At 68.7% G+C, this 24,059-nt stretch carries 24 protein-coding genes; 16 read left to right on the top strand and 8 right to left on the bottom strand.

Annotated elements, in window-relative coordinates; genetic code table 11:
* Positions 1–190 precede the first annotated feature (190 nt).
* Complete coding sequence (locus LGR64_RS23845) at positions 191–949, top strand: sulfite exporter TauE/SafE family protein (RefSeq protein WP_230357146.1); 759 nt, start codon at positions 191–193, stop codon at positions 947–949.
* A gap of 28 nt (positions 950–977) precedes the next feature.
* On the opposite strand, the gene LGR64_RS23840 is transcribed toward LGR64_RS23845, so the two are convergent.
* A complete protein-coding gene (locus LGR64_RS23840; RefSeq protein ID WP_096916846.1) occupies positions 978–1,340 on the bottom strand; it encodes an Arc family DNA-binding protein in 363 nt (120 codons plus the stop codon).
* Positions 1,341–1,467: 127 nt separating this feature from the next.
* Between LGR64_RS23840 and LGR64_RS23835 the strand changes: the two genes are divergently transcribed.
* A complete protein-coding gene (locus LGR64_RS23835) occupies positions 1,468–1,863 on the top strand; it encodes a hypothetical protein (RefSeq protein ID WP_198820014.1) in 396 nt (131 codons plus the stop codon).
* Between the two features lie 126 nt (positions 1,864–1,989).
* Here the strand turns inward: LGR64_RS23835 and LGR64_RS23830 are convergent, their stop codons facing one another.
* The 3 genes from LGR64_RS23830 to LGR64_RS23820 form a co-directional block, all read right to left on the bottom strand.
* The gene (locus LGR64_RS23830; protein ID WP_230357144.1) at positions 1,990–3,765 is read right to left on the bottom strand and encodes a dipeptidase; all 1,776 of its coding nucleotides are present in this window, start codon (positions 3,763–3,765) and stop codon (positions 1,990–1,992) included.
* Between the two features lie 122 nt (positions 3,766–3,887).
* Positions 3,888–4,358: a D-aminoacyl-tRNA deacylase gene (gene dtd / locus LGR64_RS23825; RefSeq protein ID WP_230357141.1), complete on the bottom strand. Its 471-nt coding sequence runs from the start codon at positions 4,356–4,358 to the stop codon at positions 3,888–3,890.
* Complete coding sequence (locus LGR64_RS23820) at positions 4,355–5,341, bottom strand: cation diffusion facilitator family transporter (protein WP_230357139.1); 987 nt, start codon at positions 5,339–5,341, stop codon at positions 4,355–4,357. Before LGR64_RS23820 ends, dtd begins: the two co-directional genes overlap by 4 nt.
* Before the next feature lie 73 nt (positions 5,342–5,414).
* On the opposite strand from LGR64_RS23820, the gene LGR64_RS23815 reads away from it, so the two are divergent.
* From LGR64_RS23815 to LGR64_RS23790, 6 genes are all read left to right on the top strand, one after another.
* On the top strand, positions 5,415–6,980 hold the full coding sequence (locus tag LGR64_RS23815) for a sensor histidine kinase (protein ID WP_141830513.1): 1,566 nt from the start codon (positions 5,415–5,417) through the stop codon (positions 6,978–6,980).
* Positions 6,977–7,618, top strand: coding sequence for a response regulator transcription factor (locus LGR64_RS23810; protein ID WP_013804314.1), 642 nt, complete (start codon positions 6,977–6,979; stop codon positions 7,616–7,618). Before LGR64_RS23815 ends, LGR64_RS23810 begins: the two co-directional genes overlap by 4 nt.
* Positions 7,619–7,778: 160 nt before the next feature.
* Positions 7,779–8,282: a GlcG/HbpS family heme-binding protein gene (locus LGR64_RS23805; RefSeq protein ID WP_185750891.1), complete on the top strand. Its 504-nt coding sequence runs from the start codon at positions 7,779–7,781 to the stop codon at positions 8,280–8,282.
* A 172-nt stretch (positions 8,283–8,454) separates the two neighbouring features.
* Entirely contained in the window at positions 8,455–10,533 is a 2,079-nt protein-coding gene (locus tag LGR64_RS23800; protein WP_034390137.1) for a putative bifunctional diguanylate cyclase/phosphodiesterase, read from the top strand.
* Positions 10,534–10,536: 3 nt separating this feature from the next.
* Positions 10,537–12,033, top strand: coding sequence for an AMP nucleosidase (locus LGR64_RS23795; protein ID WP_034390135.1), 1,497 nt, complete (start codon positions 10,537–10,539; stop codon positions 12,031–12,033).
* Between the two features lie 62 nt (positions 12,034–12,095).
* Positions 12,096–13,364, top strand: coding sequence for a GGDEF domain-containing protein (locus LGR64_RS23790; RefSeq protein WP_141830519.1), 1,269 nt, complete (start codon positions 12,096–12,098; stop codon positions 13,362–13,364).
* On the opposite strand, the gene LGR64_RS23785 is transcribed toward LGR64_RS23790, so the two are convergent.
* On the bottom strand, positions 13,361–14,953 hold the full coding sequence (locus tag LGR64_RS23785) for a GMC family oxidoreductase (RefSeq protein WP_097203843.1): 1,593 nt from the start codon (positions 14,951–14,953) through the stop codon (positions 13,361–13,363). The genes LGR64_RS23790 and LGR64_RS23785 overlap by 4 nt on opposite strands.
* Before the next feature lie 156 nt (positions 14,954–15,109).
* Between LGR64_RS23785 and LGR64_RS23780 the strand changes: the two genes are divergently transcribed.
* From LGR64_RS23780 to LGR64_RS23765, 4 genes are all read left to right on the top strand, one after another.
* The gene (locus LGR64_RS23780) at positions 15,110–15,958 is read left to right on the top strand and encodes a 3-hydroxybutyryl-CoA dehydrogenase (RefSeq protein WP_013804319.1); all 849 of its coding nucleotides are present in this window, start codon (positions 15,110–15,112) and stop codon (positions 15,956–15,958) included.
* A gap of 98 nt (positions 15,959–16,056) precedes the next feature.
* Complete coding sequence (locus LGR64_RS23775) at positions 16,057–16,872, top strand: crotonase/enoyl-CoA hydratase family protein (RefSeq protein ID WP_012203128.1); 816 nt, start codon at positions 16,057–16,059, stop codon at positions 16,870–16,872.
* A gap of 93 nt (positions 16,873–16,965) precedes the next feature.
* Positions 16,966–17,433: a MarR family winged helix-turn-helix transcriptional regulator gene (locus LGR64_RS23770; protein ID WP_012203127.1), complete on the top strand. Its 468-nt coding sequence runs from the start codon at positions 16,966–16,968 to the stop codon at positions 17,431–17,433.
* 64 nt (positions 17,434–17,497) lie between these two features.
* Positions 17,498–17,914, top strand: a complete 417-nt coding sequence (locus LGR64_RS23765) for an organic hydroperoxide resistance protein (RefSeq protein WP_012203126.1) — start codon at positions 17,498–17,500, stop codon at positions 17,912–17,914.
* On the opposite strand, the gene LGR64_RS23760 is transcribed toward LGR64_RS23765, so the two are convergent.
* Positions 17,915–18,724, bottom strand: a complete 810-nt coding sequence (locus tag LGR64_RS23760; RefSeq protein WP_230357137.1) for a 2'-5' RNA ligase family protein — start codon at positions 18,722–18,724, stop codon at positions 17,915–17,917.
* Between LGR64_RS23760 and LGR64_RS23755 the strand changes: the two genes are divergently transcribed.
* On the top strand, positions 18,723–19,787 hold the full coding sequence (locus LGR64_RS23755) for a serine/threonine protein kinase (RefSeq protein ID WP_034390131.1): 1,065 nt from the start codon (positions 18,723–18,725) through the stop codon (positions 19,785–19,787). The two genes, LGR64_RS23760 and LGR64_RS23755, sit on opposite strands and share 2 nt — an antisense overlap.
* 116 nt (positions 19,788–19,903) lie before the next feature.
* Entirely contained in the window at positions 19,904–20,854 is a 951-nt protein-coding gene (locus tag LGR64_RS23750) for a diguanylate cyclase (RefSeq protein WP_141830527.1), read from the top strand.
* Positions 20,855–20,905: 51 nt separating this feature from the next.
* Here LGR64_RS23750 and LGR64_RS23745 read toward each other — a convergent pair whose 3' ends face one another.
* Positions 20,906–21,379, bottom strand: a complete 474-nt coding sequence (locus tag LGR64_RS23745) for a hypothetical protein (RefSeq protein ID WP_141830529.1) — start codon at positions 21,377–21,379, stop codon at positions 20,906–20,908.
* Positions 21,380–21,657: 278 nt separating this feature from the next.
* Here LGR64_RS23745 and LGR64_RS23740 point away from each other — a divergent pair, with 278 nt between their 5' ends.
* Positions 21,658–22,869: an MFS transporter gene (locus LGR64_RS23740; RefSeq protein ID WP_439822635.1), complete on the top strand. Its 1,212-nt coding sequence runs from the start codon at positions 21,658–21,660 to the stop codon at positions 22,867–22,869.
* A gap of 23 nt (positions 22,870–22,892) precedes the next feature.
* Here LGR64_RS23740 and soxR read toward each other — a convergent pair whose 3' ends face one another.
* Positions 22,893–23,363: a redox-sensitive transcriptional activator SoxR gene (soxR, locus tag LGR64_RS23735; RefSeq protein WP_013804325.1), complete on the bottom strand. Its 471-nt coding sequence runs from the start codon at positions 23,361–23,363 to the stop codon at positions 22,893–22,895.
* A gap of 129 nt (positions 23,364–23,492) precedes the next feature.
* Between soxR and LGR64_RS23730 the strand changes: the two genes are divergently transcribed.
* The gene (locus tag LGR64_RS23730) at positions 23,493–24,020 is read left to right on the top strand and encodes a RidA family protein (RefSeq protein ID WP_141830531.1); all 528 of its coding nucleotides are present in this window, start codon (positions 23,493–23,495) and stop codon (positions 24,018–24,020) included.
* Positions 24,021–24,059: the final 39 nt, after the last annotated feature.

Genomic DNA, 24,059 nt, shown 5'->3' with positions numbered 1-24,059 from the left:
TCGCCTGGTGGCCGCCACGCCGGCGCGATCCTGTCCTTTTGCGCAAAGCAGCCCTGACCCCGCCGCCATGCCGGTGCGACAGCCCGGCCGATGGACCGGCACTAAGATCGGCCTCGACCTATAACACCGGCCTGGCCGCGCAAGGCCACGGCGGCCTGCCGATGCCCGGCTCCAGGAGGAGACAACACCCATGTGGGACATCGCACTGCTCATGAGCGCCGCCTTCGTGGCCGGCGCGCTCAATGCCGTCGCCGGGGGCGGCAGCTTCCTCACCCTGCCCGCCCTGGTCTTCACCGGCGTGCCGCCCGTGGCCGCCAACGCCACCGGCACCGTCGCCCTGCTGCCCGGCTACATGGCCGGTGCCTGGGGCTTTCGCCAGGACATGGAGCCGCCGCCCGGCCTGGGCATGCGCGGCGTCATCGTGCTGTCGCTCGTCGGCGGCTCGCTGGGCGCGGCCCTGCTGCTGGTCACGCCCGACCACCTGTTCCGCAAGGTCGTCCCCTGGCTGCTGCTGGCCGCCACCGCCATGTTCGCCTTCGCGCCGCAGCTCAGGCGCATGGCGTCGCGCGGCAGCGCCGAGCATGCAGCCCATGCCTCACCCGTCAAAGCCGGCGCCGGCATGCTGGCCGTGGCCATCTACGGCGGCTACTTCAACGGCGGCCTGGGCATCCTGCTGCTGGCCCTGTTCGGCCTGCTGGGCCAGACCAGGCTGCATGCCATGAACGGCATGAAGAACCTGGTCTCCGCCCTGCTCACGGCCATTGCCGTCGCCATCTATGCGGCCGGCGGCGTCGTGCAGTGGGAGCAGGCCCTGGTCATGATGATTGCCGCCACCGCAGGCGGCTACGGCGGCGCCCGCCTGGCGCGCCGCATCCCGCCCGAATGGCTGCGCGCAGGCATCGTGCTGACGGGGCTGGTGATGGCGGGGGTGTTTTTCTGGAGGCAGTGAGGCGGGGCTTTTGAAGAAGGGCCGCGGCTCAGGCCTTCCTTGGCCGCTGCCTATTCTTTGGCGGCTGTGCATCCACCGGTGCCGTCTCAGCAGACACCAATGGCATTGCACGCAGGCTTTCAGCAACCCTGCGTGCGACGTCCTCTTTCCATGACTCGTCCTGGGTCAGCGTCAAAACGGCCACATCCGCAAGCGACGCCGCCATCGCGGACCGAACGGCCACATCATGTCCAAAGTCTGCTTTGGCGCCGGTTGCATCAAGGCTGCTCTCCAGCCTCGCAATGATTTCTGCGTTCACGCTGCGATTGTTATTCTTGGCAACGAGGGTGAGCTTTTCACGCAGCTCCACAGGCATACGCAACGGGTAGGACGGCACTTGCTTGTCAGTCATCCGCCTGATTCTGGACATCAGAAAGATTCATGACAAAGAATCTATTTGACATCAATCAATCACAGATATCTAATAGATTCAGAGTGGCTCGCCACGCCCCAATACCGAATCGGGAGGAGTTACCGATATGGATGCCGCGTCCAAGCAGTCGCACCCAGTAGACACCGCTGCCTGGCCCACCATGCAGCAAATGATCGCCCTGTCCATTGCCCGCGCAGAGATGGGGCTGGTTGCCCTGATCGAAACACGCTGTGCCGACATGGACTGGCATGACGCGGATGTAGAGGTGGACCTGGCCGCAGACCTGGCGCTGAATCACATCCGGCAAATCCGGCACAAGGTATTCGAGGACGCCAGCGAATTCGACAACGAGTGGTACCTCGCCCGCGCAGCCATCGCCCTGGCCGCCCAGGCCTTCAACCGGCCACAGAGCCTCTACGCCCGGCGCCTGAAACTGCTCCTGCAACTGTTTGATGAAGCGCCGTCCTTTGTGGAATACGCGGAGCATGGTCCGGAGGGCTGAATGCAGGCAGGCCTCTGCCGCATCCAGGGCAGTCGGCTTTCATGTGTCGAATGACTGGGCGGAAGTGGATGAAAAAAAGCGCCTTGCTTTCACAAGGCGCTTTCGCATTTCAATAGCCGGAGAGTGTCACTGCATCTGCTTCAGATTCCCGATGCGCACCAGCATTTCCGTGAACATCTGCATGTCGGCGCGCAGGTCGGGCAGCTCCTTGTATTCGAGCGCGTTGTGCGCCGTGTACTTCTTGCCGGGCATGGCGGGGCCGAAGTTGATGGCGTTGGGCATGAGCTTGGCCGTGGTGCTGCCGGCCGTGGGCACAGGCTTGGCGTCCAGGCCCGTGGTGTCGCCGAAGATGTTGAGCAGGGTGGACAGCCAGGCGCCCTTGGGGTCGCGCGCCATCCAGTTGCCCTGGGTGTATTGCAGGGTCAGGGGGACCTTGGCGGCCGCGCTCCAGCGGGTGATGCGCTGCTCGACTTCGGTGCGCAGTTGCTCGGGCGTCTTGCCGCGCGGCATGCGCACGTTGGTGGTGACTTCCAGCTTGCCGTCTGCCGCCTTGATGAGGTTGGGCGACAGGGTCAGCGGGCCCATGAAGTCGTCGGCATAGGCAACGCCCAGCTGCTTGCCGAAGTAGTCGAGGCCGAAGGCGCCGTTGATGTAGCGCAGGGCGTTGCTGTAGGCATTGGGCTGGACCAGGGCCACGCCATCGGTGGGCATGAGCACCTGTTGCAGGAACAGCGTCAGGCGCGGCACGGGGTTGACGCCTTCCTCAGGGCGCGAGCCGTGGGCCGAGGTGCCCGTGACCTTGACGGTGGCTGCGGTGCCGCTGCGCTGGATGTCGATGATGAACGGCCCACCCTGCCCTGCATAGCTGGTGGTGAAGTCACCCTTGGCCGCCTGCAGGCGCGCGGCGATGGCTTCGATGGCGGCTTCGTCGCCGGCCGTGATGGTGGCGGTGGCAGTCTGCGCAATGGCGTTGGCCGAGGCGGCGCCGGCCATGGCGGTGATGGCGGGCTGGGCGGGGTCGGCCTTCACGTCGTCGAACACGGCCTTGAGCGCGCCCGAGCCTTTTTCCGCGACGACGGCGGGGTACTTGCTGTCCAGCACGATGTTGTAGGCAGGCAGCGTGGTCTTGCCCTGGTAGTACTTCATGGCGTCGCCGCCGGTTTCCTCGGTGGTCTCGATCATGAGGCGTATGCCGCGCGACAGGGGCAGGCCGCTGTCCTTGACGGCCTTCATGGCGAACAGCACGGTGGCGATGGAGCCCTTGTCGTCGATGGTGCCGCGCCCGTAGAGCTTGTCGCCCACGCGCGTGACCTTGAAGGGGTCGATGGCCTGGCCGTCCAGCACCCATTCGGCGGGGACGACGGGCACGACGTCTGCATGGGTGAGGATGCCGAATTCATCGGTGCCCGAGTTCGAGGCGCTCGCGGTGTTCGCAGGCAGGGTCACCTCGAAGATGCGGTTGTCCACGTTGCGGTACTGCAGGCCGAAGTCCCTGGCCATCTGCTGCACCAGTTCGCCGAAAGCCAGGATGGCCGGGCTTTCATGGGGCGGCACCTTGGCATCGCGCACCGTGGGCAGGGCCACCATGCGCTCGATGCTGGCCAGCACCGCCTGCTCCTGCGTGAGCCGCGTGTACAGGCCCAGCAGGCGGGCGATGTGGTCGAGGTCCTCCCCCGCAAGCGCCTGGCCTGCCGCATGTCGCTGCACGGCCTGGGCGATGGCAGGCTGCGCGGCTGCGGCCTGCTTCAGGAAGCTGGCGAAGTCGGTGGGTGCCGGCTGCGCCTGGGCCAGGGCGTCCAGCGCGGGCTTCCTGAGGGTGTCGGCGCCGGCCGCGCCGCTCCACGCCAGGGCCATGCTCATGGCAAGGGCCAGGGTGGAGGCTTTGAACGGATGGTTCTTCATGGTCGTCGGTCTGTCGATGAATGCTGAGGCCGCAAGAATACGGGCTTTGCGGGCATGTTCCGACCAGGCCGCGCTCGCAAATCGCGCCAGAATCCGCCCCAGAACAGCAGGTCTGCAGCGCGCTATGCCGCGGTGGCCGGAGCTATCGACAGCGGAATGGTTACGGGCCCGTCGTTGAGCAGGTGCACCTGCATGTCGGCCCCGAAGCGGCCCGTGGCGACTTCCGGGTGCAGGGCGCGCGCCCGCTGCACGATGTAGTCGTACAGGCGCTCGCCCTCGGCCGGTGGCGCGGCGCGCGTGAAGCTGGGGCGGTTTCCGCCGCCGGTGTCGGCCGCCAGCGTGAACTGGCTGACGATGAGCAGGCCGCCGCAGGCGCCCTGCCCGTCCAGGTCCTGCACACTGCGGTTCATCTTGCCCGTGTCGTCGGCAAAGATGCGCAGCTTGAGCATCTTGGCCAGCAGCTTGTCGGCTTCGGCCTCGGTGTCGCCGCGCTCGGCGCAGACCAGGGCCAGCAGGCCGGGGCCTATGTTGCCGGCGAGCTGGCCGTCGATTTCCACGCGGGCCTGTTTCACGCGCTGCAGGATGCTGATCATTGTTCGGGGTTCTTGTCGGTGGATGGGGAAGGAGTGTCCGCCTGGCCCGCCGCCTCGATGGCGGCTTCCATGGCGGTCTGCATGCCCAGCGGCAGCAGCTCGATGCGCGCATACAGTCCGGGCACGGCCTGCAGCAGTTCGGCCTCGATCTCGGTGCGCAGCCGCGCGGCGCGGGCCACGCTCCAGTCACCGGGCACATGCATGTGCAGATCGGCAAAGCTGCGCTCGCCGGCGCGCCGGCTGGAGATGTTGTCAAAGACCACGCCATGCTCGCGGTGCGCATGGCGGTCCAGAACGGCGTCGATGCGCAGGCGCTCGGGCGCGTCCAGCGCCTGGTCCATCAGGCCCTGGGACGACTGCCAGACCAGTTGCGCGCCCTGCACGCAGATGTTGAGCGCCACGCCTATGGCCACGGCCGCGTCCAGCCACAGCCAGCCTGTGAGCGCTGCGCCGATCAGGCCGATGACGACGCCGGCCGAGGTCCAGACATCGGTGAGCAGGTGGCGGGCATCGCCCTCCAGCGCCATGGAGCGGTGCTGGCGCGCCGAGCGCAGCATGGCCACGGCCAGCAGCCCGTTGAGGGCCGAGCTGACCACGGACAGCGCCAGGCCCCAGCCCAGTTGCTCCAGCGGCTGCGGGTTCCACAGCCGCGCCAGCGCCGCCCAGGCGATGGCCAGGCTGGCGCCGATTACCAGGATGCCCTCGAAGCCCGCAGAGAAGTACTCGGCCTTGTGGTGGCCATAGGGATGATCGGTGTCGGCCGGCCGCTTGGCGATGGTGACCATGGTCAGCGCGAACACGGCACCGGCCAGGTTGACGAAGGATTCGAGCGCGTCCGACAGCAGGCCCACCGAGCCCGTGAGCCACCAGGCCAGGGTCTTGAGCACGATGGTCAGCAGTGCCACAACGACCGAGATGCGCAGCAGGCTGTGCGGCGCCATCCAGTCGGGTGCGTTGGCGGTAGATGGAGTGGACTCGGCCATGCTGCGCTGCGATAGGTGGGGGTGCTGCGGATTAGACCACTGCCTGCGCGGGCCGCATGCCAGAATCCGCGCCATGAATGGATGGCAGCGATCAGCGGGGTGGGTGCTGGCCTGGGCCGTGGCCGCAGGCTGCGGCGCGGCCTGGCTGGCGCACGCTCGCCTGCAGTCGCTGCGCGAGGTCTTCGATACCGATGCCCGCATTGCCCATCGGCTGCTGAGCCAGCGCATGGTGCAGCACGACGCCATCCTGGGCACGCTGGCCCTGCTGCAGCCGCGCCAGCCCGCGCCAGACCAGGCCTCGTGGAAGCAGTTGCCGCGCCTGTATCCGCAGGTGCTGGATGTGGCGCGCCGCTCGGCCGCCGCAGGCGAGTCCTGGCCCGCGCCCTGGCCGCACGGCATGGCCGAGGCCGAGCGCCGCTCCCAGGCCAGCGGCCATGCCGAACTGGCCCTGGCCGATCTCACCCGGGGCCGCCTGTACCTGGTGCAGGCCGGGCTGCCGGCCAGCTATGCATTGCTGCTGGACCTGCGCGCCACCATTCCTGCTGACGAATGGCCCATGCCACCCGCCACCAGCCCGGTGCGCGCCTGGCTGGCCCTGGGCGGGCAGGAATTCCTGATCCAGCCCGGCAGCACCGGCTCGCCAGGCTGGAACACATGGTCCTGGGAGGTGAGCAAGACCCTGGCCTCGCCCAGCCAGCCGCTGGTGCTGTACCTGCGCCAGCCGCTGGACGCCTCGGTGCTGCCCTGGACGGCCATGCTGGGCTGGGCCCTGGGCTGCGCGCTGGCCGTGGCCGCGCTGCGCGCCCTGCTGCGCCAGCGCGTGGCCCGCCGCCGCGCCGAGCAATTGCTGCAGCTGGGCCAGGTGGCGCGGCTCAATACGCTGGGCGAACTGGCCGCCGGCATGGCGCATGAGCTGAACCAGCCGCTGACGGCCGTGCTGTCCAACAGCCAGGCCGCGCGCCGCCTGCTGGCCGAGGACCCGCCCGAGATGGACGCCGCCCGCCAGGCCATGACGCAGGCGGCCGAGCAGGCCAAGCGCGCGTCCGCCGTGGTAGGCCGGCTGCGCCGCCTGGTGGAGCAACCGGGGCTTGCGCCCCAGGCCGAGCCGCTGGATCTGAACCAGGCCGTTGCCGAAGCGCTTTATCTGCTGGAGCCCGAGCTGCGGCGCCGCCAGGTCCAGGTCAAGGTGCAGATGAAAGTGCAGGCCGCCGATCTGCCCGCCGCCCAGGCCGACCCCGTGGCCGTGCAGCAGATACTGCACAACCTGCTGGTCAATGCGCTGCAGGCCATGCACGAGCAGCCGCCCGCAACACGCCATCTGCGGGTGGAACTGGAACGACGCGACACCCGCCTGCTGGTGGCGGTGCAGGACAGCGGACCCGGCGTGGCGCCCGAGATGCGCCAGCGCCTGTTCACCCCGTTTGCCACGGGCCGCGCCCAGGGGCTGGGCCTGGGCCTGACGTTGAGCCAGAGCCTGGCCGAATCCATGGGCGGCAGCCTGGAGCTGGCCGCCTCGGGACCGGACAGCGGAGCCCGCTTCGAGCTGCTGCTGCCTGCGGCGTGCGCCAGTGCATGCGCCAATGCATCCACGGCACGCGCCGCCCCCACCGCATCCACACCACCACCACCGAACCCATGACCGCCGCGCCTGCCCAAGACCTGTCCCCGCTGATCCATCTGGTCGATGACGACGAGGCCGTGCGCGACAGCCTGGCCCTGCTGATCGGCACCGTGGGCCTGCGCGTGCAGTGCTGGGCCGATCCGCTGGCCTTTCTCGAAGGGCTGGACCGCCAGGGCATAGGCGCCATCGTGATGGACGTGCGCATGCCCGGCATCGGCGGACTGGCCCTGCTGGGCCGGCTGGTGGAGCAGGGCGTGGACCAGCCCGTGATCATGCTCACCGGCCATGGCACGGTGGACATGTGCCGGCGGGCCTTCAAGGCCGGCGCGGCCGAGTTCCTGGAAAAGCCCGTGGATGACGAGGTGCTGATCGACGCGCTGCAAGGCGCCGTGCGCCAGCATGTGCAGTCGCGCGAACGCCAGCAGGCCGACCGCGATGCGCAGCAGCGCTTCGCCCAGCTCTCGGCACGCGAGCGCGAGGTGCTGGCGCTGATCGTGCAGGGCCTGACCAACAAGGAGATAGGCCGCAGCCTGGAGCTGTCGCCGCGCACGGTGGAAACGCACCGGGCCAACCTCTTCGCCAAGCTGGAGGCGCCCAGCCTGGCCCAGCTCATACGCCGCTACGCCAGCCTGGCAGACACGGCGGCAGGCGCCTGAAGCGCCACCTCCTCGCCCAGCAGCGCGCCCGTCTTCTCCGTATTTCTACGCAGCGCCGCGCGTAACCGTCCGAATGGTGCGCGGCGGCGGCATTTTCTACAGTGCGTGCATGCCGTCCGGGCGTGTGGCCCGGGCCGTACTGACCCCCAAGGAGAAGACCATGCAACGCCAAGCCACCAAGCTCGCCACCCTCGCTGCCCTGACCCTGGGCCTGATCACCACCGCCGCCCAGGCCGAGGCCGTGCGCACGGAAAAGAACATGTCGCTGGAGCTGGCCAACCAGATCGCCGCACGCAGCGTGGCCGCCTGCGCCGCCGACGGCTATGCCGTCACCGCCACCGTGGTGGACCGTGCCGGCACCGTGCGCGCCGTGCAGCGCGCCGACAATGCCGGCCCCCACACGCTGGAGGCCAGCCGCCTGAAGGCCTATACGGCCGCATCGGCCAAGAACAGCACGCTGGCCATCATGGAAGGCGCGCAGAAGAACCCTGGCGCCGCCAACCTGGTGAACATTCCCGGCTACCTGCTGCTGGGCGGCGGCCTGCCGGTGAAGGTGGGCAACGAGGTGATCGGCGCCGTGGGCATCGGCGGCGCGCCCGGCGGCCACCTGGACGACAAGTGCGCCCAGGCTGCACTGGGCCAGGTGCAGGACCTGCTCAAGTAAAGAAGCCGCGCCGCACGTGATGCGGCGCTGCAAAAAAAAGACAGGCCGCCATGGCGGCCCCCGATGCCCGACAGCCGCACGCGCTCCCACGCGTCAGCGGCCGCTCACCCTCGCACAAGAGCGCTATCAAAATCTCGGCGATTCCGCTATAAATCCCCAGCGAGGGGGACGCATGCCAGAGAACATCGATGCGCAAGACACGGGGCCCGACGATGCGCTGTTGCGGCTGATAGCAGATACGGCTCCGGCCATGCTGGCCTACTTCGATGCGCGCACGCTGCGCTGCCGCTTCGCCAACATCAACTACGCACGCAACTTCGGATTGACGCCCGCCGAGGCGGTCGGCAAGACCGTGCGCGAGATCGTGGGCGAAGCCGTGTGGCAGCTCATCGCCGAGCATGTGGAGCGCGGCCTGCGCGGCGAACATGTGCGCTACGAGCGCGAGGTGCCACAGCCGGATGGACCGCCTCGCCATATCGAATCGCTGCTGATGCCGCACTTCGAGCACGGGCAGTTGCAGGGCGCCGTGGTGCAGATCACCGACGTGAGCCACCACCACCATGTGGCGCAGAAGGTGCGCGACAGCGAAGAGCGCATGCGCAAGTTCACCGAGGTCACGACCGAGGCCATCGTCATGCACCGCGACGGCCTGATCATCGACGGCAACGAGGCCCTGTCCCGCCTGGCCGGCTACACGCTGGACGAGCTGACCGGCCGCCCCATCCTCGACTACATCTGCCCCGAATTCCGCCTCTACGCACTGCAATACATGCGCAGCGGCCGCGAGGACCGCTTCGACGGCGCCATCCAGCACAAGGACGGCCACCGCATCCCCGTGGAGATCGAGGCCAAGACCATGCCGGCCGAGGGCGGGCCCTACCGCATCGTGCTGGTGCGCGACATCACGCTGCGCCAGCTGGCGCAGGAGCGCATGGACTTCCTGGCCCAGCACGACCAGCTCACCCAGCTGCCCAACCGCGTGCGCCTGATCCAGATGCTGCGCCAGGCGCTGTCGCTGGCCTCGGTCAAGCAGCGCACGCTGGCCGTGCTCCTCATCGATCTGGACCATTTCAAGACCATCAACGACTCGCTGGGCCACCAGGCCGGCGACCTGCTGCTGTGCGAGGTCGCCCAGCGCCTGCGCGGCAGCGTGCGCGCCCATGATCTGGTGGCGCGCGTGGGCGGCGACGAATTCGTGGTCGTGCTCACCGATGATCCCGATCCGCAGGAAACCGAGACACAGGCCAGCCACCTGCAGCGCATCATCGAGGCGCCCTGCGCCATCGATGGCACGCCGCTGGTGATCTCGCCGTGCATGGGCATCGCCATGTACCCCGGCGACGGGAAAAACGCCGAAGAGCTGCTCAACCGCGCCGAAAGCGCCATGCACATGGCCAAGGACAGCGGCCGCCGCAACCTGCAGTTCTATGCACCCGCCCAGGACGGCCAGGCCACCCAGGCCCAGATGCTGATGCAGGAGCAGCAGTTGCGCGGCGCGCTGGAGCGCGGCGAGTTCGAGCTGTACTACCAGCCCCAGACCTTCACGGCCGATGGCCGGCTGGCGGGCTTCGAGGCGCTGGTGCGCTGGCGCCACCCGCAGCGCGGCCTGGTGCTGCCCGGCGAGTTCATCGGCTTTGCCGAGGCGCGCGGCCTGATCTCGGCCATAGACCACTGGGTGCTGCGCGAGGCCTGCCGCCAGGCGCGCCAGTGGCAGGACGAGGGCCTGGCGCCGGTGCCGCTGTCCGTGAACCTCTCGGCGTTGGAATTCCGCCAGCGCGACATGGCGCGCGAGGTGGCACAGGTGCTGGAAGAAACGGGGCTGGAGGCGCGCTGGCTGCACATCGAGCTGACCGAGTCCACGCTGATGCACACCAGCGGGCAGGTGCAGGACACCTTGCAGGCGCTGCAGGCCCTGGGCGTGGGCCTGGCCATCGACGACTTCGGCACCGGCTACTCCTCGCTGGCCTACCTGCGCCGCCACCCGATCAACCAGCTCAAGATAGACCGCTCCTTCATCGCCGACGTCCCCGATAGCGAGGACGACACGGCCATCGTCACCGCCATCGTGCAGATGGGCCACAGCCTGCACCTGGACATCGTGGCGGAAGGCGTGGAAACACCTGCCCAATTGGCGCTTTTGCGCGAGCTGGGCTGCGGCATGATGCAGGGATACCTTGTGGCGCCCCCCCTGCCGGCCGAGAGGGCGCGCGCCTGGCAATTGCACAACAGTCATCCAGTCCAACGACAATAGCCCATGGTTTTGCTTCACAACCCCTCGCAGGCCTCCAGGGCCGCAGCCACCTTGCACACCGACCCCCAGCGGGCCCTGGAGCACGTACAGCAGATCTACCGGGAGCAGATAGAGCACCTTCGCTCGAACATGCAGCGCTTCGTCTCCGGCGAAACCCCGGCCGCTCCCGTCCACGCCTACTACCCCTTCGTTCGCATGCACACGAGCACCGTGTCGCGCGCCGACACGCAGCTGGCCTACGGCTTCGTCGAGGGCCCGGGCACGCACGAGGCCACGCTCACGCGGCCCGACCTGTTCTCGCGCTACTACGCCGAGCAGTTCCGCCTGCTGATCAAGAGCCACGGCGTGCCGCTGGAGGTGGGCCTGAGCGACAAGCCCATTCCCATCCACTTCTCGTTCGCCGAGAACGACCACATCGAGGGAACGCTCACGCGCGAGCGGCGCCAGCTGATGCGCGACGTGTTCGACCTGCCCGACCTCGAAGCCATGGACGACGGCATTGCCAACGGCACCTGGCGCCCGCATCCCGGCGAGGCCCTGCCGCTGTCCCTGTTCACCGCCCCGCGCGTGGACTACTCGCTGCATCGCCTGCGCCACTACACGGGCACCCAGCCCGAGTGGTTCCAGAACTTCGTGCTGTTCACCAACTACCAGTTCTACATCGACGAGTTCATCCGCCTGGGCCACGCCGAGATGGCCAGGGAAGACAGCGAGTACGTTGCCTTCATCGAGCCCGGCAACGTGGTCACGCGCCGCACCGGCCTGCCGGCCCAGCCCAATGACGAGCTGGGCACGCCGCCGCCGCGCCTGCCGCAGATGCCGGCCTACCACCTGGTGCGCGCCGACCACAGCGGCATCACCATGGTCAACATCGGCGTGGGCCCGGCCAATGCCAAGACCATCACCGACCACATTGCCGTGCTGCGCCCGCACGCCTGGATGATGCTGGGCCACTGCGCGGGCCTGCGCAACAGCCAGCAACTGGGCGACTACGTGCTGGCCCACGCCTATGTGCGCGAGGACCATGTGCTGGACGAGGAGCTGCCGCTGTGGGTGCCCATTCCCGCGCTGGCCGAAATCCAGCTGGCACTGCAGCAGGCCGTGGCCGACGTCACGCAGATGGACGGCCCCGACCTCAAGCGCATCATGCGCACCGGCACCGTGGCCAGCACCGACAACCGCAACTGGGAGCTGCTGCCCAACAACCTGCCCCAGCTGCGCTTCAGCCAGAGCCGCGCCGTGGCGCTGGACATGGAAAGCGCCACCATCGCGGCCAACGGCTTCCGCTTCCGCGTGCCCTATGGAACGCTGCTGTGCGTGTCCGACAAGCCGCTGCACGGCGAGATCAAGCTGCCCGGCATGGCCAACCACTTCTACCGCGAGCGCGTGGACCAGCATCTGCGCATCGGCATGCGCGCCATCGACATACTGCGCGAAGGCGGCACCCAGCGCCTGCACAGCCGCAAGCTGCGCAGCTTCGCGGAGGTGGCGTTCCAGTAGCGCCCCGCCACCGGCCACCGCTTCTCACGGGCCACGCTTCGCACCGCCATCCAGGGACGCACATGCCATCCACGCTGCCCACCCTGGACTTTTTCTCCATGACCGCCGTCGTGGCCATCAACATGATGGCCATGTCGGCCGCCCTGCCGCTGGCCATGGGGCGGCGCGTCAGCGGTGCGGCGCGCCATGCGCAGCACTTCTTCCTGATGCAGGCCCTGGCCTGGACCCTCATCCTGATCGCCAGCCGCCTGCCCCACGGCCTGATGGGACGTGACCTGCTGTCGCTGGGCGCGGCGGCGTTGGCCGCCACCGCCCAGTGGCAGATGGCGCGCGCCCTGCGTGAATGGCTGGGGCCGCGCCCGATGCTGCTGGAACGCGGCCTGATCGCGCTGTGCGTGCTGGGGCCGCTGGGCTTTGCGCTGCTGCTGCCTCAGGCGGCCCTGCGCACCGGCTGGTTCAGCGCCGTCCATGGCCTGTGCCTGATGGCGCTGGCCGGCCTGTGCCTGGACCCACAGCGGCCCGTGGCGCGCAGCTGGCGCTACCTGATGTGCGGCGTGGCCGCCTTCATGGGGCTGATGCTGTTCGTGCGCAGCTACCTGGCCCTGGCCACGCCCTTCCTGCCCAGCTTCACCGCGGACAGCGGCGCCAACCAGATCTTCGCCCTGCTGACCACGCTGAGCAGCACGCTGCTCATGGTGGCCGTGCTCGTGGCCTGGCGCGACGAGACCAGCCAGCAACTGCGCGACCTGGCCTTGCAGGACATGCTCACCGGGCTGCCCAACCGCCGCGCCCTGCTGGAGCGCGCACCCGCCATGCTGGCCCATGCCCAACGCCACCGCCAGGCCCTGGCCCTGGTGATGCTGGACCTGGACCACTTCAAGCATGTCAACGACGAGCACGGCCACGCCGTGGGCGACCAGACGCTGTGCCTGTTCGCCCGCCTGCTGCAGCAGCAGCTGCGCAGCGACGAAATCGCCGCGCGCTGGGGCGGCGAGGAGTTCTGCCTGCTGCTCTACACCACGGACGACGGTGTGGACACCCTGTGCACCCGCCTGCAGTCCGCGCTGCTGCAGGCCTCGCGCAAGGTGCTGGGCTTCGAAGTCCGCTTCAGCGCCGGCTGCGCCCACGCACCCCAGGCCTGGAACGGCCTGTGCCTGGAACTGATGCTGCCCCCCGCAGACGCCGCCCTCTACGCCGCCAAGCGCCGCGGGCGCGACTGCTGGACGCAGGTGCGGCTGAGTCCGGTGGCCGCGTCCGAGGAGCAGGGGCCGCAGCCGTCGGCCTCCATCCCGGAGCAGGCCATGGCGCACGGGCGCACGCCAGGCACCTAGAGGGCTCCCCCGCGGATCATGTCCACCGCCTTCTCCGCGATCATCACCGTGGGCGCATTGGTGTTGCCGCTGACGATGCGCGGCATGACCGAGGCATCGACCACGCGCAGTCCCTTGATGCCGTAGACACGCAGCTGCGCATCGACCACGTCCATGGGCCCCGGCCCCATGCGGCAGCTGCCCACGGGGTGGTAGATGGTGTCGGCATGGCTGCGGATGAAGGCCTCGATGCCTGCATCGTCCTGCGCGCCGGCCGAGGCCGGCATCTCGCGCCCGCCCAGGGCCGCCAGCGCCGGCTGGGCCAGGATCTCGTGGGCGCGGCGCACGCCGTTCACCATGCGCCGCAGGTCCTGCGCGTCGGAGAAAAAGGCCGGGTCCACCAGCGGCAGGGCCAGCGGGTCGGCGCTGGCCAGGCGCAGGCTGCCCCGGCTGGCCGGCTGCAGCACGCAGACATGCAGCGAATAGCCATGGCCCCAGACCGTCTTGCGCCCGTGGTCCACCAGCTTGGCGACGACGAAGTGCAGTTGCAGATCGGGCGCAGGCTCGCCAGGGCTGCTGCGGATGAAGCCGCCCGCCTCGGCAAAGTTGGTGGTCAGCATGCCGCGCCGCTGGCTACGCCATTGGCCCACGGCGGCCAGCAATCTGCGCGCACCGCCCAGTGACAGGCCGAAGCTGTCGGTCAGCTGCGCGCCATCGACCACCAGCACCACATCCGGGTGGTCATGCAGATGGGCGCCCACGCCGGGCAGATGGTGGACCACATCGATGCCCAGCGAACGCAGGTGATCGCCCGGCCCCACGCCAGACAGCATCAGCAGCTGCGGCGACAGCAGTGCGCCGCCGCAAAGCAGCACCTCGCGCCGGCAGTGCAGTTGCTGCACCGTACCGCCCTGCAGGTACTCCACGCCCACGGCGCGCCGGCCCTCGAACAGAATGCGCAGCACCTGGGCACCCGTTTCCACGCGCAGATTGGGCCTGGCACGGTGCGGCGCCAGATAGGCCTTGGCGACGTGGTGGCGCTCGCCGTTGCGCTGGGTGACCTGGTACAGCCCCACGCCCTCCTGCGCCTGGCCGTTGAAATCCGCGTTGTGCGCATGGCCGGCCTGCACGCCAGCCTGCACGAAGGCCCGCGACAGCGGGTTGGGATCGCGCAGGTCGGCCACGTTCAGCGGCCCGCCCGCGCCATGCCAGGCATCGGCGCCGCGTTCGTTGTGTTCGGCGCGCAGGAAATAGGGCAGCACCTCGCTCCAGCTCCAGCCCGGGTTGCCCTGGGCCGCCCAGTGGTCGTAGTCGGCCGGCTGGCCGCGCACATAGACCATGGCGTTGACCGCGCTGGAGCCGCCCAGCACCTTGCCCCGCGGCTGGTGGCCGCGCCGCCCGCCCAGGCCCGGCTGCGGCACGGTGGACAGGCCCCAGCTGTGGCGCCCGCCCTTGGCCATGGCGGCCATGCCCGCCGGACAGTGGATGAGCACGCTGGAGTCGGGGGGCCCGGCCTCCAGCAGCGCCACCTGCGTCTCGGCATCCTCGCTGAGCCGCCCGGCCAGCACCGAGCCCGCCGATCCCCCTCCGATCACGATGTAGTCCAGCATGTCTCCCCTCCCCTGCGGTGTAGCCATCCACTGTTGCAGTCGCCTGCGCGGCGCCGCAAGCCGGGGCAAACCCGGTGGATGCTCCGAATCCCGCTACGATCGCCGGATCGCATTCACGTTCGCATTCACTTTGTTCGTTTGAGGAGACTGACAGTCATGGCAATTCAAACCGTAGGCATCATCGGCGCAGGCACCATGGGCAACGGCATCGCGCAGGCCTGCGCGGTATCGGGCATCGACGTGGTCATGGTGGACATCTCTGAGGCCGCCGTCCAAAAGGGCGTGGCCACCGTCTCGGGCAGCCTGGACCGCCTGATCAAGAAGGAAAAGCTGACCGAGGCAGAGAAGACCGCCGCCCTGGCCCGCATCAAGACATCGACCGACTACGCGGCGCTCAAGGGCGCGCAACTGGTCATCGAAGCCGCCACCGAGAACTACGAGCTCAAGGTCAAGATCCTCAAGCAGCTGGATGCCCTGCTGGATGCCGACGTCATCGTCGCCACCAACACCTCGTCCATCTCCATCACCCAGCTGGCCGCCGTGACGGGCCGTGCCGACAAGTTCATCGGCATGCACTTCTTCAACCCCGTGCCCATGATGGCGCTGGTGGAGATCATCGTCGGCCTGCAGACCAGCGACGAGACGCACGCCACGGTCAAGGAACTGTCCGAGCGCCTGGGCAAGAGCCCCATCACCGTCAAGAACGCCCCCGGCTTCGTGGTCAACCGCATCCTGGTGCCCATGATCAACGAGGCCTTCTTCGTGCTGGCCGAAGGCCTGGCATCGGCCGAGGACATCGACGCCGGCATGAAGCTGGGCTGCAACCAGCCCATCGGCCCGCTGGCCCTGGCCGACATGATCGGCCTGGACGTGTGCCTGGCCGTGATGGAGGTCTACCTCAAGGAATTCGGCGACAGCAAGTACCGTCCCTGCCCCCTGCTCAAGGAAATGGTCGCCGCCGGCCGCCTGGGCCGCAAGACGGGCCGCGGCGTGTACAGCTACTGATACACGGCCTTTGCCTGCCGGCCCGCACGGGCCGGCCGTCTTCTGCGCGACTGCGCCCTCCAGCGGCCTGCTCTAAGGTCCATGCGCAGGAGACAACCATGGACATCAACACCCCCACCCCGCCGCCCGAAGGCTGCATCAGCTGCGAAGTGCGCGGCCATGTGCTGCTGATCGGGATCAACCGCCCCGCCAAGCGCAACGGCTGGACGCCACCCATGTTCCAGCAGCTGGCCGAGGCCTATACGCGCCTGGACGACGATCCAGAGTTGCGCGTGGGCGTGCTGCATGCGTTTGGCAGCCATTTCACGGCGGGGCTGGACCTGCCGGTGATGGCGGAGTACCTGCGCTCGGGCAGGAAGGCCATCCCGCAAGGCCTGGTGGAGCCGCACGACTACGGCTTGGTCGGCTACCGGCGCCGCGCCAAGCCCATGGTGGTGGCGGTCAAGGGCATTTGCTTCACGGTGGGCATCGAGCTGATGCTGGGCGCCGACATCGTGGTCGCGGCCGATGACTGCCGCTTTTCCCAGCTGGAAGTGCAGCGCTGCATCATGCCCACGGGCGGCGCCACGCTGCGCATGGCCGAGCGTGCGGGCGTGGGCAATGCCATGCTGCACCTGCTCACGGCCGATGAGTTCGACAGCGCCGAGGCCTATCGCCTGAACTTCGTGCAGAAGGTGGTGCCGGCCGGCCAGGAACTGGCCGAGGCCCTGCGCATTGCCGAGCGGATTGCCGCCCAGGCACCGCAGGCCGTGGTGGCCACGCGGCTCAATGTGCTCAAGGCCATCGAGCTGGGCCAGGCCGCCGCCGTGGCCGACTTCATTCCCGTGCAGCAGCGCCTGGCCAGCAGCGAGGATGCCGCCGAAGGCGTGCGCTCCTTCATCGAGAAACGCCCCGCGCGCTTCACGGGCCGATAGGCCTTTCTCGCCCTCCCGATCTTCCCCCTCCGATCTGGAGGGATTTCATCAATTAAGTTGTGCACAATTTAATTGACAGCAATAATTCAACCCATGCCACGCAACGCCCTGCCCACCGACACCCCCGAGCTTCTGCGCCTGGACAACCAGGTCTGCTTTGCGCTGTACTCGGCGTCGCTGGCCATGACCAAGCTCTACAAGCCCCTGCTCGACGGCATCGGCCTGACCTATCCGCAGTACCTGGTGATGCTGGTGCTTTGGGAGCGCGATGGCCTGACCGTGTCGGAGATCGGCGAGCAGCTGACCCTGGATTCGGGCACGCTGACGCCGCTGCTCAAGCGGCTCGAAGGCGCGAACCTGCTGGAGCGGGTGCGCGATGCACAGGACGAGCGCCGCGTGCGCATCACGCTCACCCCGCAAGGCCGGGCACTGCGCGATGCGGCTGAAAAGATTCCCGCCTGCGTGCTGCAAAGCACACAGTGCACGCTGCCCGAGTTGCAGGCGCTGACGCAGCAACTCGGCGCACTGCGCGAGCGGCTGGCGCCGCGCCGCAGCGACTGACAACGGATTGCCGATTTCCTCCACCCGTCCGCACAGCCGGACAACTTTGCAAAAGGAAGACACCATGGCCCAGCTCGAAAAAGTCCTGTACACCGCACGTGCCCACACCACCGGCGGCCGCGACGGCGCCTCGCGCACCGATGACGGACGCCTGGACGTGACCCTTTCCTCGCCAGGCACCAGCGGCACGGGCACCAATCCCGAGCAACTGTTCGCCGCAGGCTACTCGGCCTGCTTCATCGGCGCCATCAAGGCGGTGGCCGGCAAGCAGAAGATCAGCCTGCCGCAGGACCTGTCCATCGACGCCGAAGTGGACCTGGGCACCATCCCCAACGCCTACGGCATCGCTGCCCGCCTGAAGGTCAGCCTGCCCGGCATGGACAAGGCCGCCGCCCAGGCCCTGGTGGACGCAGCCCACCAGGTCTGCCCCTACTCCAACGCCACGCGCGGCAACATCGACGTGCAGATCACCCTGGTCTGATCAGGCCCAGCCCGGCCGCTCCCGCCATTGCAGCCTGCGACCCCGGAGGTCGTAGCGTGCATGGCAGGTCAACGGGCCGTGCAAGGCGTCGGCCGCATAGCTGACCAGCGCGATCTCGCCCACGGCGGCCTGCCAGTGCTCCAGCACCGGCAGGCCGCTTATCCATTGCAGCACCTGGGCGCGCGGCCAGGCGGCGTTCCAGGCGCCCAGCGTCACATGGGGCACGTAGGGGCGCAGCGCCTCGGTCAGCGCCAACCCAGGTCTTGCCGGCCTGAGTGCACCATGCAGCATGCCCAGCGTGGGCCCGCCCTGGCTGCGGTCGCGCACCTGCAGATAGGGCGCCATCTCGAAACTGCTCCAGCCGCCGAATTCCAGTTGCAGCGGTGCGGCCGGCAGGTCCTGCAGCGCGTGCAAGTCGCGCGATAGTTCCGCCGCGCCGTAGGCATCCGGCAGGGCCGCATCGCCATCCAGAAAACCAGCCGTGGCCAGGGTCACATGCAGCTGCCGCTCGTACCGCGGAACCAGCGCAGCGGCCAGGGCCTGGCGCGCTTGCGCACAGGCGCGGCGCACGGCTTCGCCCTCGCCAGGGCCCATCGCATGGAGCTCCAGCACCCAGACCGCATAGCGGCGCCGGCCCAGGTGCCAGCCGCTCCAGTCGTCGGATGCGCCTGCTGCACTGGAGCTGGCGCTGGCGTTGGCGCTCGCTATGGCATGGGATTGCAGGAAATGGGGCAGCAGCGGCACGGCGGGCGAATCGGCGAAGGCTAGGCAGCCGCACAGCTTAAGCCAGCCCGGCGACAATCGGCCCATGTCCGCCACACCGCACGATCCTGATCTGAATGTCGTCCCCGACGACGACTCGCACGCCTATGCCCGCCTCACGCCCGACGTGGTGCTCGACGCCCTGGCCTCGGTCGGCCTGTGGGGCGACGGCCGGCTCACGGCCCTGGCCTCCTACGAAAACCGCGTCTACCAGGCCGTACTGGAAGACGGCGATCGCGTCGTGCTCAAGTTCTACCGCCCGGGCCGCTGGAGCCGCGCGCAAATCCTGGAAGAGCACGCCTTCAGCGCCGAGCTGACGGCCGCCGAAGTGCCCGCCGTGCCCCCGCTGGTGCTGGAAGGCGCCACGCTGCACAGCCACGCGGGCTTTGATTTCTCGGTCAGCCCCTGGCGCGGAGGCCGTCCGCCCGAGCTGGACGACTTCGAGGTGCTGGAGTGGACCGGGCGCTTCCTGGCCCGCATCCATACCGTGGGCGCGGCCCGGCCCTTTGCGCACCGGCCCGCGCTGGATCTGGCCACCTTCGGCCACGACTCCATGCAGTGGCTGCTGGACCGGCAAATGATTCCGCTGGAAGTGGAATCCACCTGGAAGGCCGCCTGCCAGCGCGCCCTGGACCTGATGGCACCCGCTGCCGACGGCCTGAGCGCAGCCGGCCACTTCGGCCTGCACAGCGCGCGCACGCTGCGCCTGCATGGCGACTGCCATCCCGGCAACGTGCTGTGGACGCCGCTGGACGACGAAGGCCGCGGCGGCCCGCATTTCGTGGACCTGGACGATGCGCGCACGGGCCCGGCCGTGCAGGACCTGTGGATGCTGCTGTCGGGCGACCGGGGCCAGCGCACGCGCCAGCTGGGCGCCCTGCTGGATGGGTACGAACAGTTCCGGCCCTTCGACCGCCGCGAGCTGGCCCTGATCGAGCCGCTGCGCACGCTGCGCCTGATCCACTACAGCGCCTGGCTGGCGCGGCGCCAGGACGACCCGATCTTTGCCATCAACTTCCCCTGGTTCGGCACGCCCGACTACTGGCGCGGGCAGGTGGACATGCTCAACGAGCAGATCGAGGCCATGCAGGAAGAGCCTCTATACGCCTGAGGCCACCGGGCTGCCTGCCTCCCGAAGACAGATATCTTTACAAATTGTCCAGGCCCGCGGCGCCCTATCCAGGGCTGCGGGTTCCGGGGTATTCTCGGCCCGAAATCCCATCGGCCATGCCCTACTCCGCCTTCCCACCATCGCTGCCCAACCCGCTACAGCCCTTGCCTGCCGCGCAAAAGGTGCTGGTGGTGGACGACGTTCCGGACAACGCCACCATCATCTGCCAGGTGATCAAGGATCTGTGCGGCCCGCTTGTGGCCTACACCGGCGAAGACGCGCTGACCCTGGCCCGCCAGTACCTGCCCGACCTCATCCTGCTGGACATCCGCATGCCCGGGATGGATGGCTTCGAGGTCTGCCGACGCCTCAAGGCCGACCTGCAGACCGCGCATATCCCCATCATCTTCCTCACCGCGCTGACCGAGCCCCATTGCGAGGAACTGGGCCTGAACCTGGGCGCCGTGGATTTCGTGACCAAGCCCTTTCGCCCGGCCGTGCTCAAGGCACGCGTGCGCACGCATCTGGAGATTGCGCAGCAGCGCCAGATGCTGCAACTGCTGTCGCACAGCGACGGGCTGACGGGCGTGGCCAACCGGCGCTTCTTCAGTGCCCAGCTGGAGCGCGAGTTCATGCGCCTGCAGCGCCTGGGCGAGCCGCTGTCGCTGGTGATGATGGACGTGGACCACTTCAAGGCCTACAACGACCACTACGGCCATCTGGTCGGCGATGAATGCCTGAGCCAGATCTCCCAGGCCATTCAGGGCGCACTGCACCGGCCGGGCGACCTGCTGGCGCGCTATGGGGGCGAGGAATTCGTCTGCCTGCTGCCCCATACGGCGCTGGATGGCGCGGTGCTGGTGGCGCAGGGCATCGTCGATGCGCTCAGGCTGCTGGACCTGCCCCATGCCGCCTCGCCCCTGGGCCAGGCGCTGACCGTGAGCCTGGGCGTGGCCTGCATTGCGCCTTCGCCCACCAACAGTGCCCAGCAACTGCTGGCCGATGCCGATCGGCGCCTTTATCTCGCAAAAAACGCTGGTCGCGACCGCATCGTCTGGGCGGGGTGATCAGAAGCACCCCCTGAGGCGCTACGCGCCTTTCCCCTCTCTCGCACCGGTTCAGCAACGTCCATCGACGCGGCAGGTCGGCACGACCTGACCGCTGGCATCACGCCATTGCACCTGGCCGGCCGGGGTCTGAGGCGGGGCGGCAGGCGCTGGCTCCTGGGCCGGGGCCGGTTGAACGTTGGAGCGCTGCGGATCGTGCAGCACGGTGGATGAGCCCACGCCCACGCCGACCCGCGCGCCGCCCACACCCGTGGAGGCGCCCACGCCTGCGCTGCCCAGCACCTGGCCGCTCTGGTTGACGCCGACACCGACGCCGACCGGGCCCACGCCCGTGCCGACTCCGGCACTCAGCCCGCCGCTGCCCAGCCCCACGCCCACCGACACGGGACCGACCGGAATTCCGATGCCCACGCCGCCGCCCACCGAGCCGCAGCCGGCCAGCAGCAGCGCGCAGGCGCCAAGCGCGGTCCACGCTGCCTTGCGGGATGGTTGGGAGGTCATGAAAGCGGAGGATGGAACTGGCATGCCGGACTCTCTGGACAAGGGAAAACACAGGGACGGCCACAGGGTACACCCGCCCGCCCGGCGTACGTTGCCAGCGGTATGCCCGGGTCCATGCCAGGGGCTCGGAGGCAGCGAAACACTCAGGACACGCGGGTTTCTTAGAATTCACCCATTGGCCTGCGGGTCATTCCAGATTCCATGCGCTCCCGGACAGTGCCGTGGCGCCCCGGTGGCGCCAGGCCTGCGCAGCGCCGCTTTCCCCTTCGCTTTCTTCGCGCTCCCTTTTCGCTCCCTTTTCTATGCAAACCCGTTGGCCACCCTATGCGTGGGTGTGTTTTTCCATGTGCGTGGGTGTCATGGGCACCGCCCTGGCCAGCCCGCTGTACCCGCTGTACCAGCAGGCCTGGGGGCTGCAGCCCAGCCACATCACGCAGATCTTCGTGGCCTATATGTTCGGCGCGCTGGCCAGCCTGCTGTTCCTGGGCCGGCTGACCGACCGTTTCGGCTTTGTCACCGTGCTGCGCGCCGGGCTGATCCTGATGACGCTGGGCGTGCTGGCCTCCGCCGTGGCCTGGAACGTGCCCAGCTTTGCGCTGGGGCGCGTGGTCATCGGCGTGGCTTCGGGGCTGATCACCACCTCGGCCTCGGTGGGCATGACCCGGCTCAACAACCGGGGCGACCTGCAGCGTGCCGCGGCCACGACCAGCCTGACCATTGCCTTCGGCTTCGGGCTGGGGCCGGTGGTAGGCGGGCTGATCGCGCAGTGGCTGCCCTGGCCGCTGGTCACGGCCTACATCCCCTCGCTGGGGCTGGGGCTGCTGGCCGTCTATGCGCTGTACCAGGTGCGCATCGCCGAGCCGGCCGAGCTGGCATCCACCCAGGCACGCGCGCTGCACTGGCGTGATTTCATGCCCACCATCACGCTGCCGGAGCGCCGCTTTGCGCGCCACTACGCACTGGGCGGCATGTGCGCGTTTTGCGCCTTCGGCATGTTCAGCCTGTTCGCATCGCTGGCGCCCAGCTTCATGCAGCGCATGGTGCCCTGGCACGGGCCGGCTGTCTCGGGCCTGTCCATCGGCGTGATCCTGTTCCTCTCGGCGGGCTTCCAGTACCTGGCGCGCCCGCGCCCGACCAAGGGCTCGGCCATTGTGGGCTTTGCCTGCCTGGTGGCCTGCAACCTCCTGCTGCTGGTCAACAGCTTCGCGGGCTCGGCCCTGCTGTTCGCGCTCAGCGTGATCACCACGGCGGCGGGCCACGGCCTGTGCAACCTGGCGGGCATGTCCATCGTCAACAAGGTCTCCACGCCGGCCACACGCACGGGCCTGCTGTCCACGTACCTGGTGGTCGGCTACCTGGGCACCATCGTGCCCATCCTGGGCCTGGGCTGGCTCTCGGACCATATCGGCATCACCGAGGCCCTGGTCGCCTACTGCATCGTCATGGGCGCGCTGGCCGGCTGGCTGTGCTGGATGTGCACGCGCACACCCACGCTGCCCATGCCCAAGCACTAGTTCCGTCCAGGGCGCATGCCTGTTCAGCGAAAGTGCGGTCCCGGCCCGTCTTCGGCCAGGCAGTCGCCGTCATTGCGCAGCGGGCAGACCTTGAGGGACAGGCAGCCGCAGCCAATGCAGCCGTCGATCTGGTCGCGCAGCTGGGTCAGGCCCTGGATGCGCGCATCCAGCGCATGGCGCCAGCGCGCGGACAGCGCAGCCCAGTCGGCCTGCGTGGGCGTGCGGCCGCTGGGCAGGTCCTGCAGCGCCTCGGCAATCTCGGCCAGCGGCACGCCCATGCGCTGGGCCACCCTGATGACCGCCACGCGCCGCAGCACGGCACGCGCATAGCGGCGCTGGTTGCCGGGCGTGCGCAGGCTCTCGATCAGTCCCTGGCGCTCGTAGAAATGCAGGGCCGAGACGGTGATGCCGCTGCGCCGGGCCACTTCGCCCACGGAAAGGATGGCCGGCCCGTCATGGTCGGACGCGGTGACACCGGCAGAAGACAGATTCATGGCAGCGGGAAAATAGGCGCAGGAAAAATAGGTCCAAGCAGGCCTGCATTTGACCTCAACTTTGGTTGAGGTTTCACACTGGCAAGCCTCGCCGCCCGGTCCGGCCCACTCTCAGACTCCAAGCCATACATGCCACACGACGCACTTGCCACCTCCTCGGCACAGCCCGCCGCTTCCTCGGCCCCGCAACTGCACCATCTGCAGCCCGCCGGCCTCTACGACGCCACGCCCAACGGCTACACCCATGTGGTCACCGTGCACGGGCCGGCGCAATGGGCCTTCGTCTCGGGCCAGGGCGGCGAGAACCAGGCGGGCGACCTGCCCGAGAGCTTCGCGGCCCAGGCGCAGCAGGCCCTGTCCAACCTCAAGCTGGCGCTGCAGGCGGCGGGCGCGGACATGGGCCAGGTGGTCAAGCTGACCCTGCTCATCGTCGACCACTCGGAGACCCGCTTCAACGACTGGCAGGCCGCCGTGCGCCTGCATTGGAGCGACGGTGCCCCCAGCGATGGCGCCCCCAGCAATACCCTGCCGCGCTTTCCGGCCTGCACCCTGATCCCCGTGCCCCGGCTGGCCCTGCCCGGCATGCTGATCGAGGTCGATGCCGTGGCCGCACTGCCCGCCCACGCCCAGCCCGCACGGCCGCCGCTGTGGGTCTGAGCCATCCGTTTGCCACCCATAAGCAGACAACACAGGCAT

Source organism: Delftia sp. Lp-1 (assembly GCF_020523835.1).
Lineage (GTDB): Bacteria > Pseudomonadota > Gammaproteobacteria > Burkholderiales > Burkholderiaceae_C > Comamonas > Comamonas acidovorans.
The sequence above is the reverse complement of the archived record's forward strand: the minus strand, read 5'-3'. Positions and strand labels throughout refer to the sequence as shown.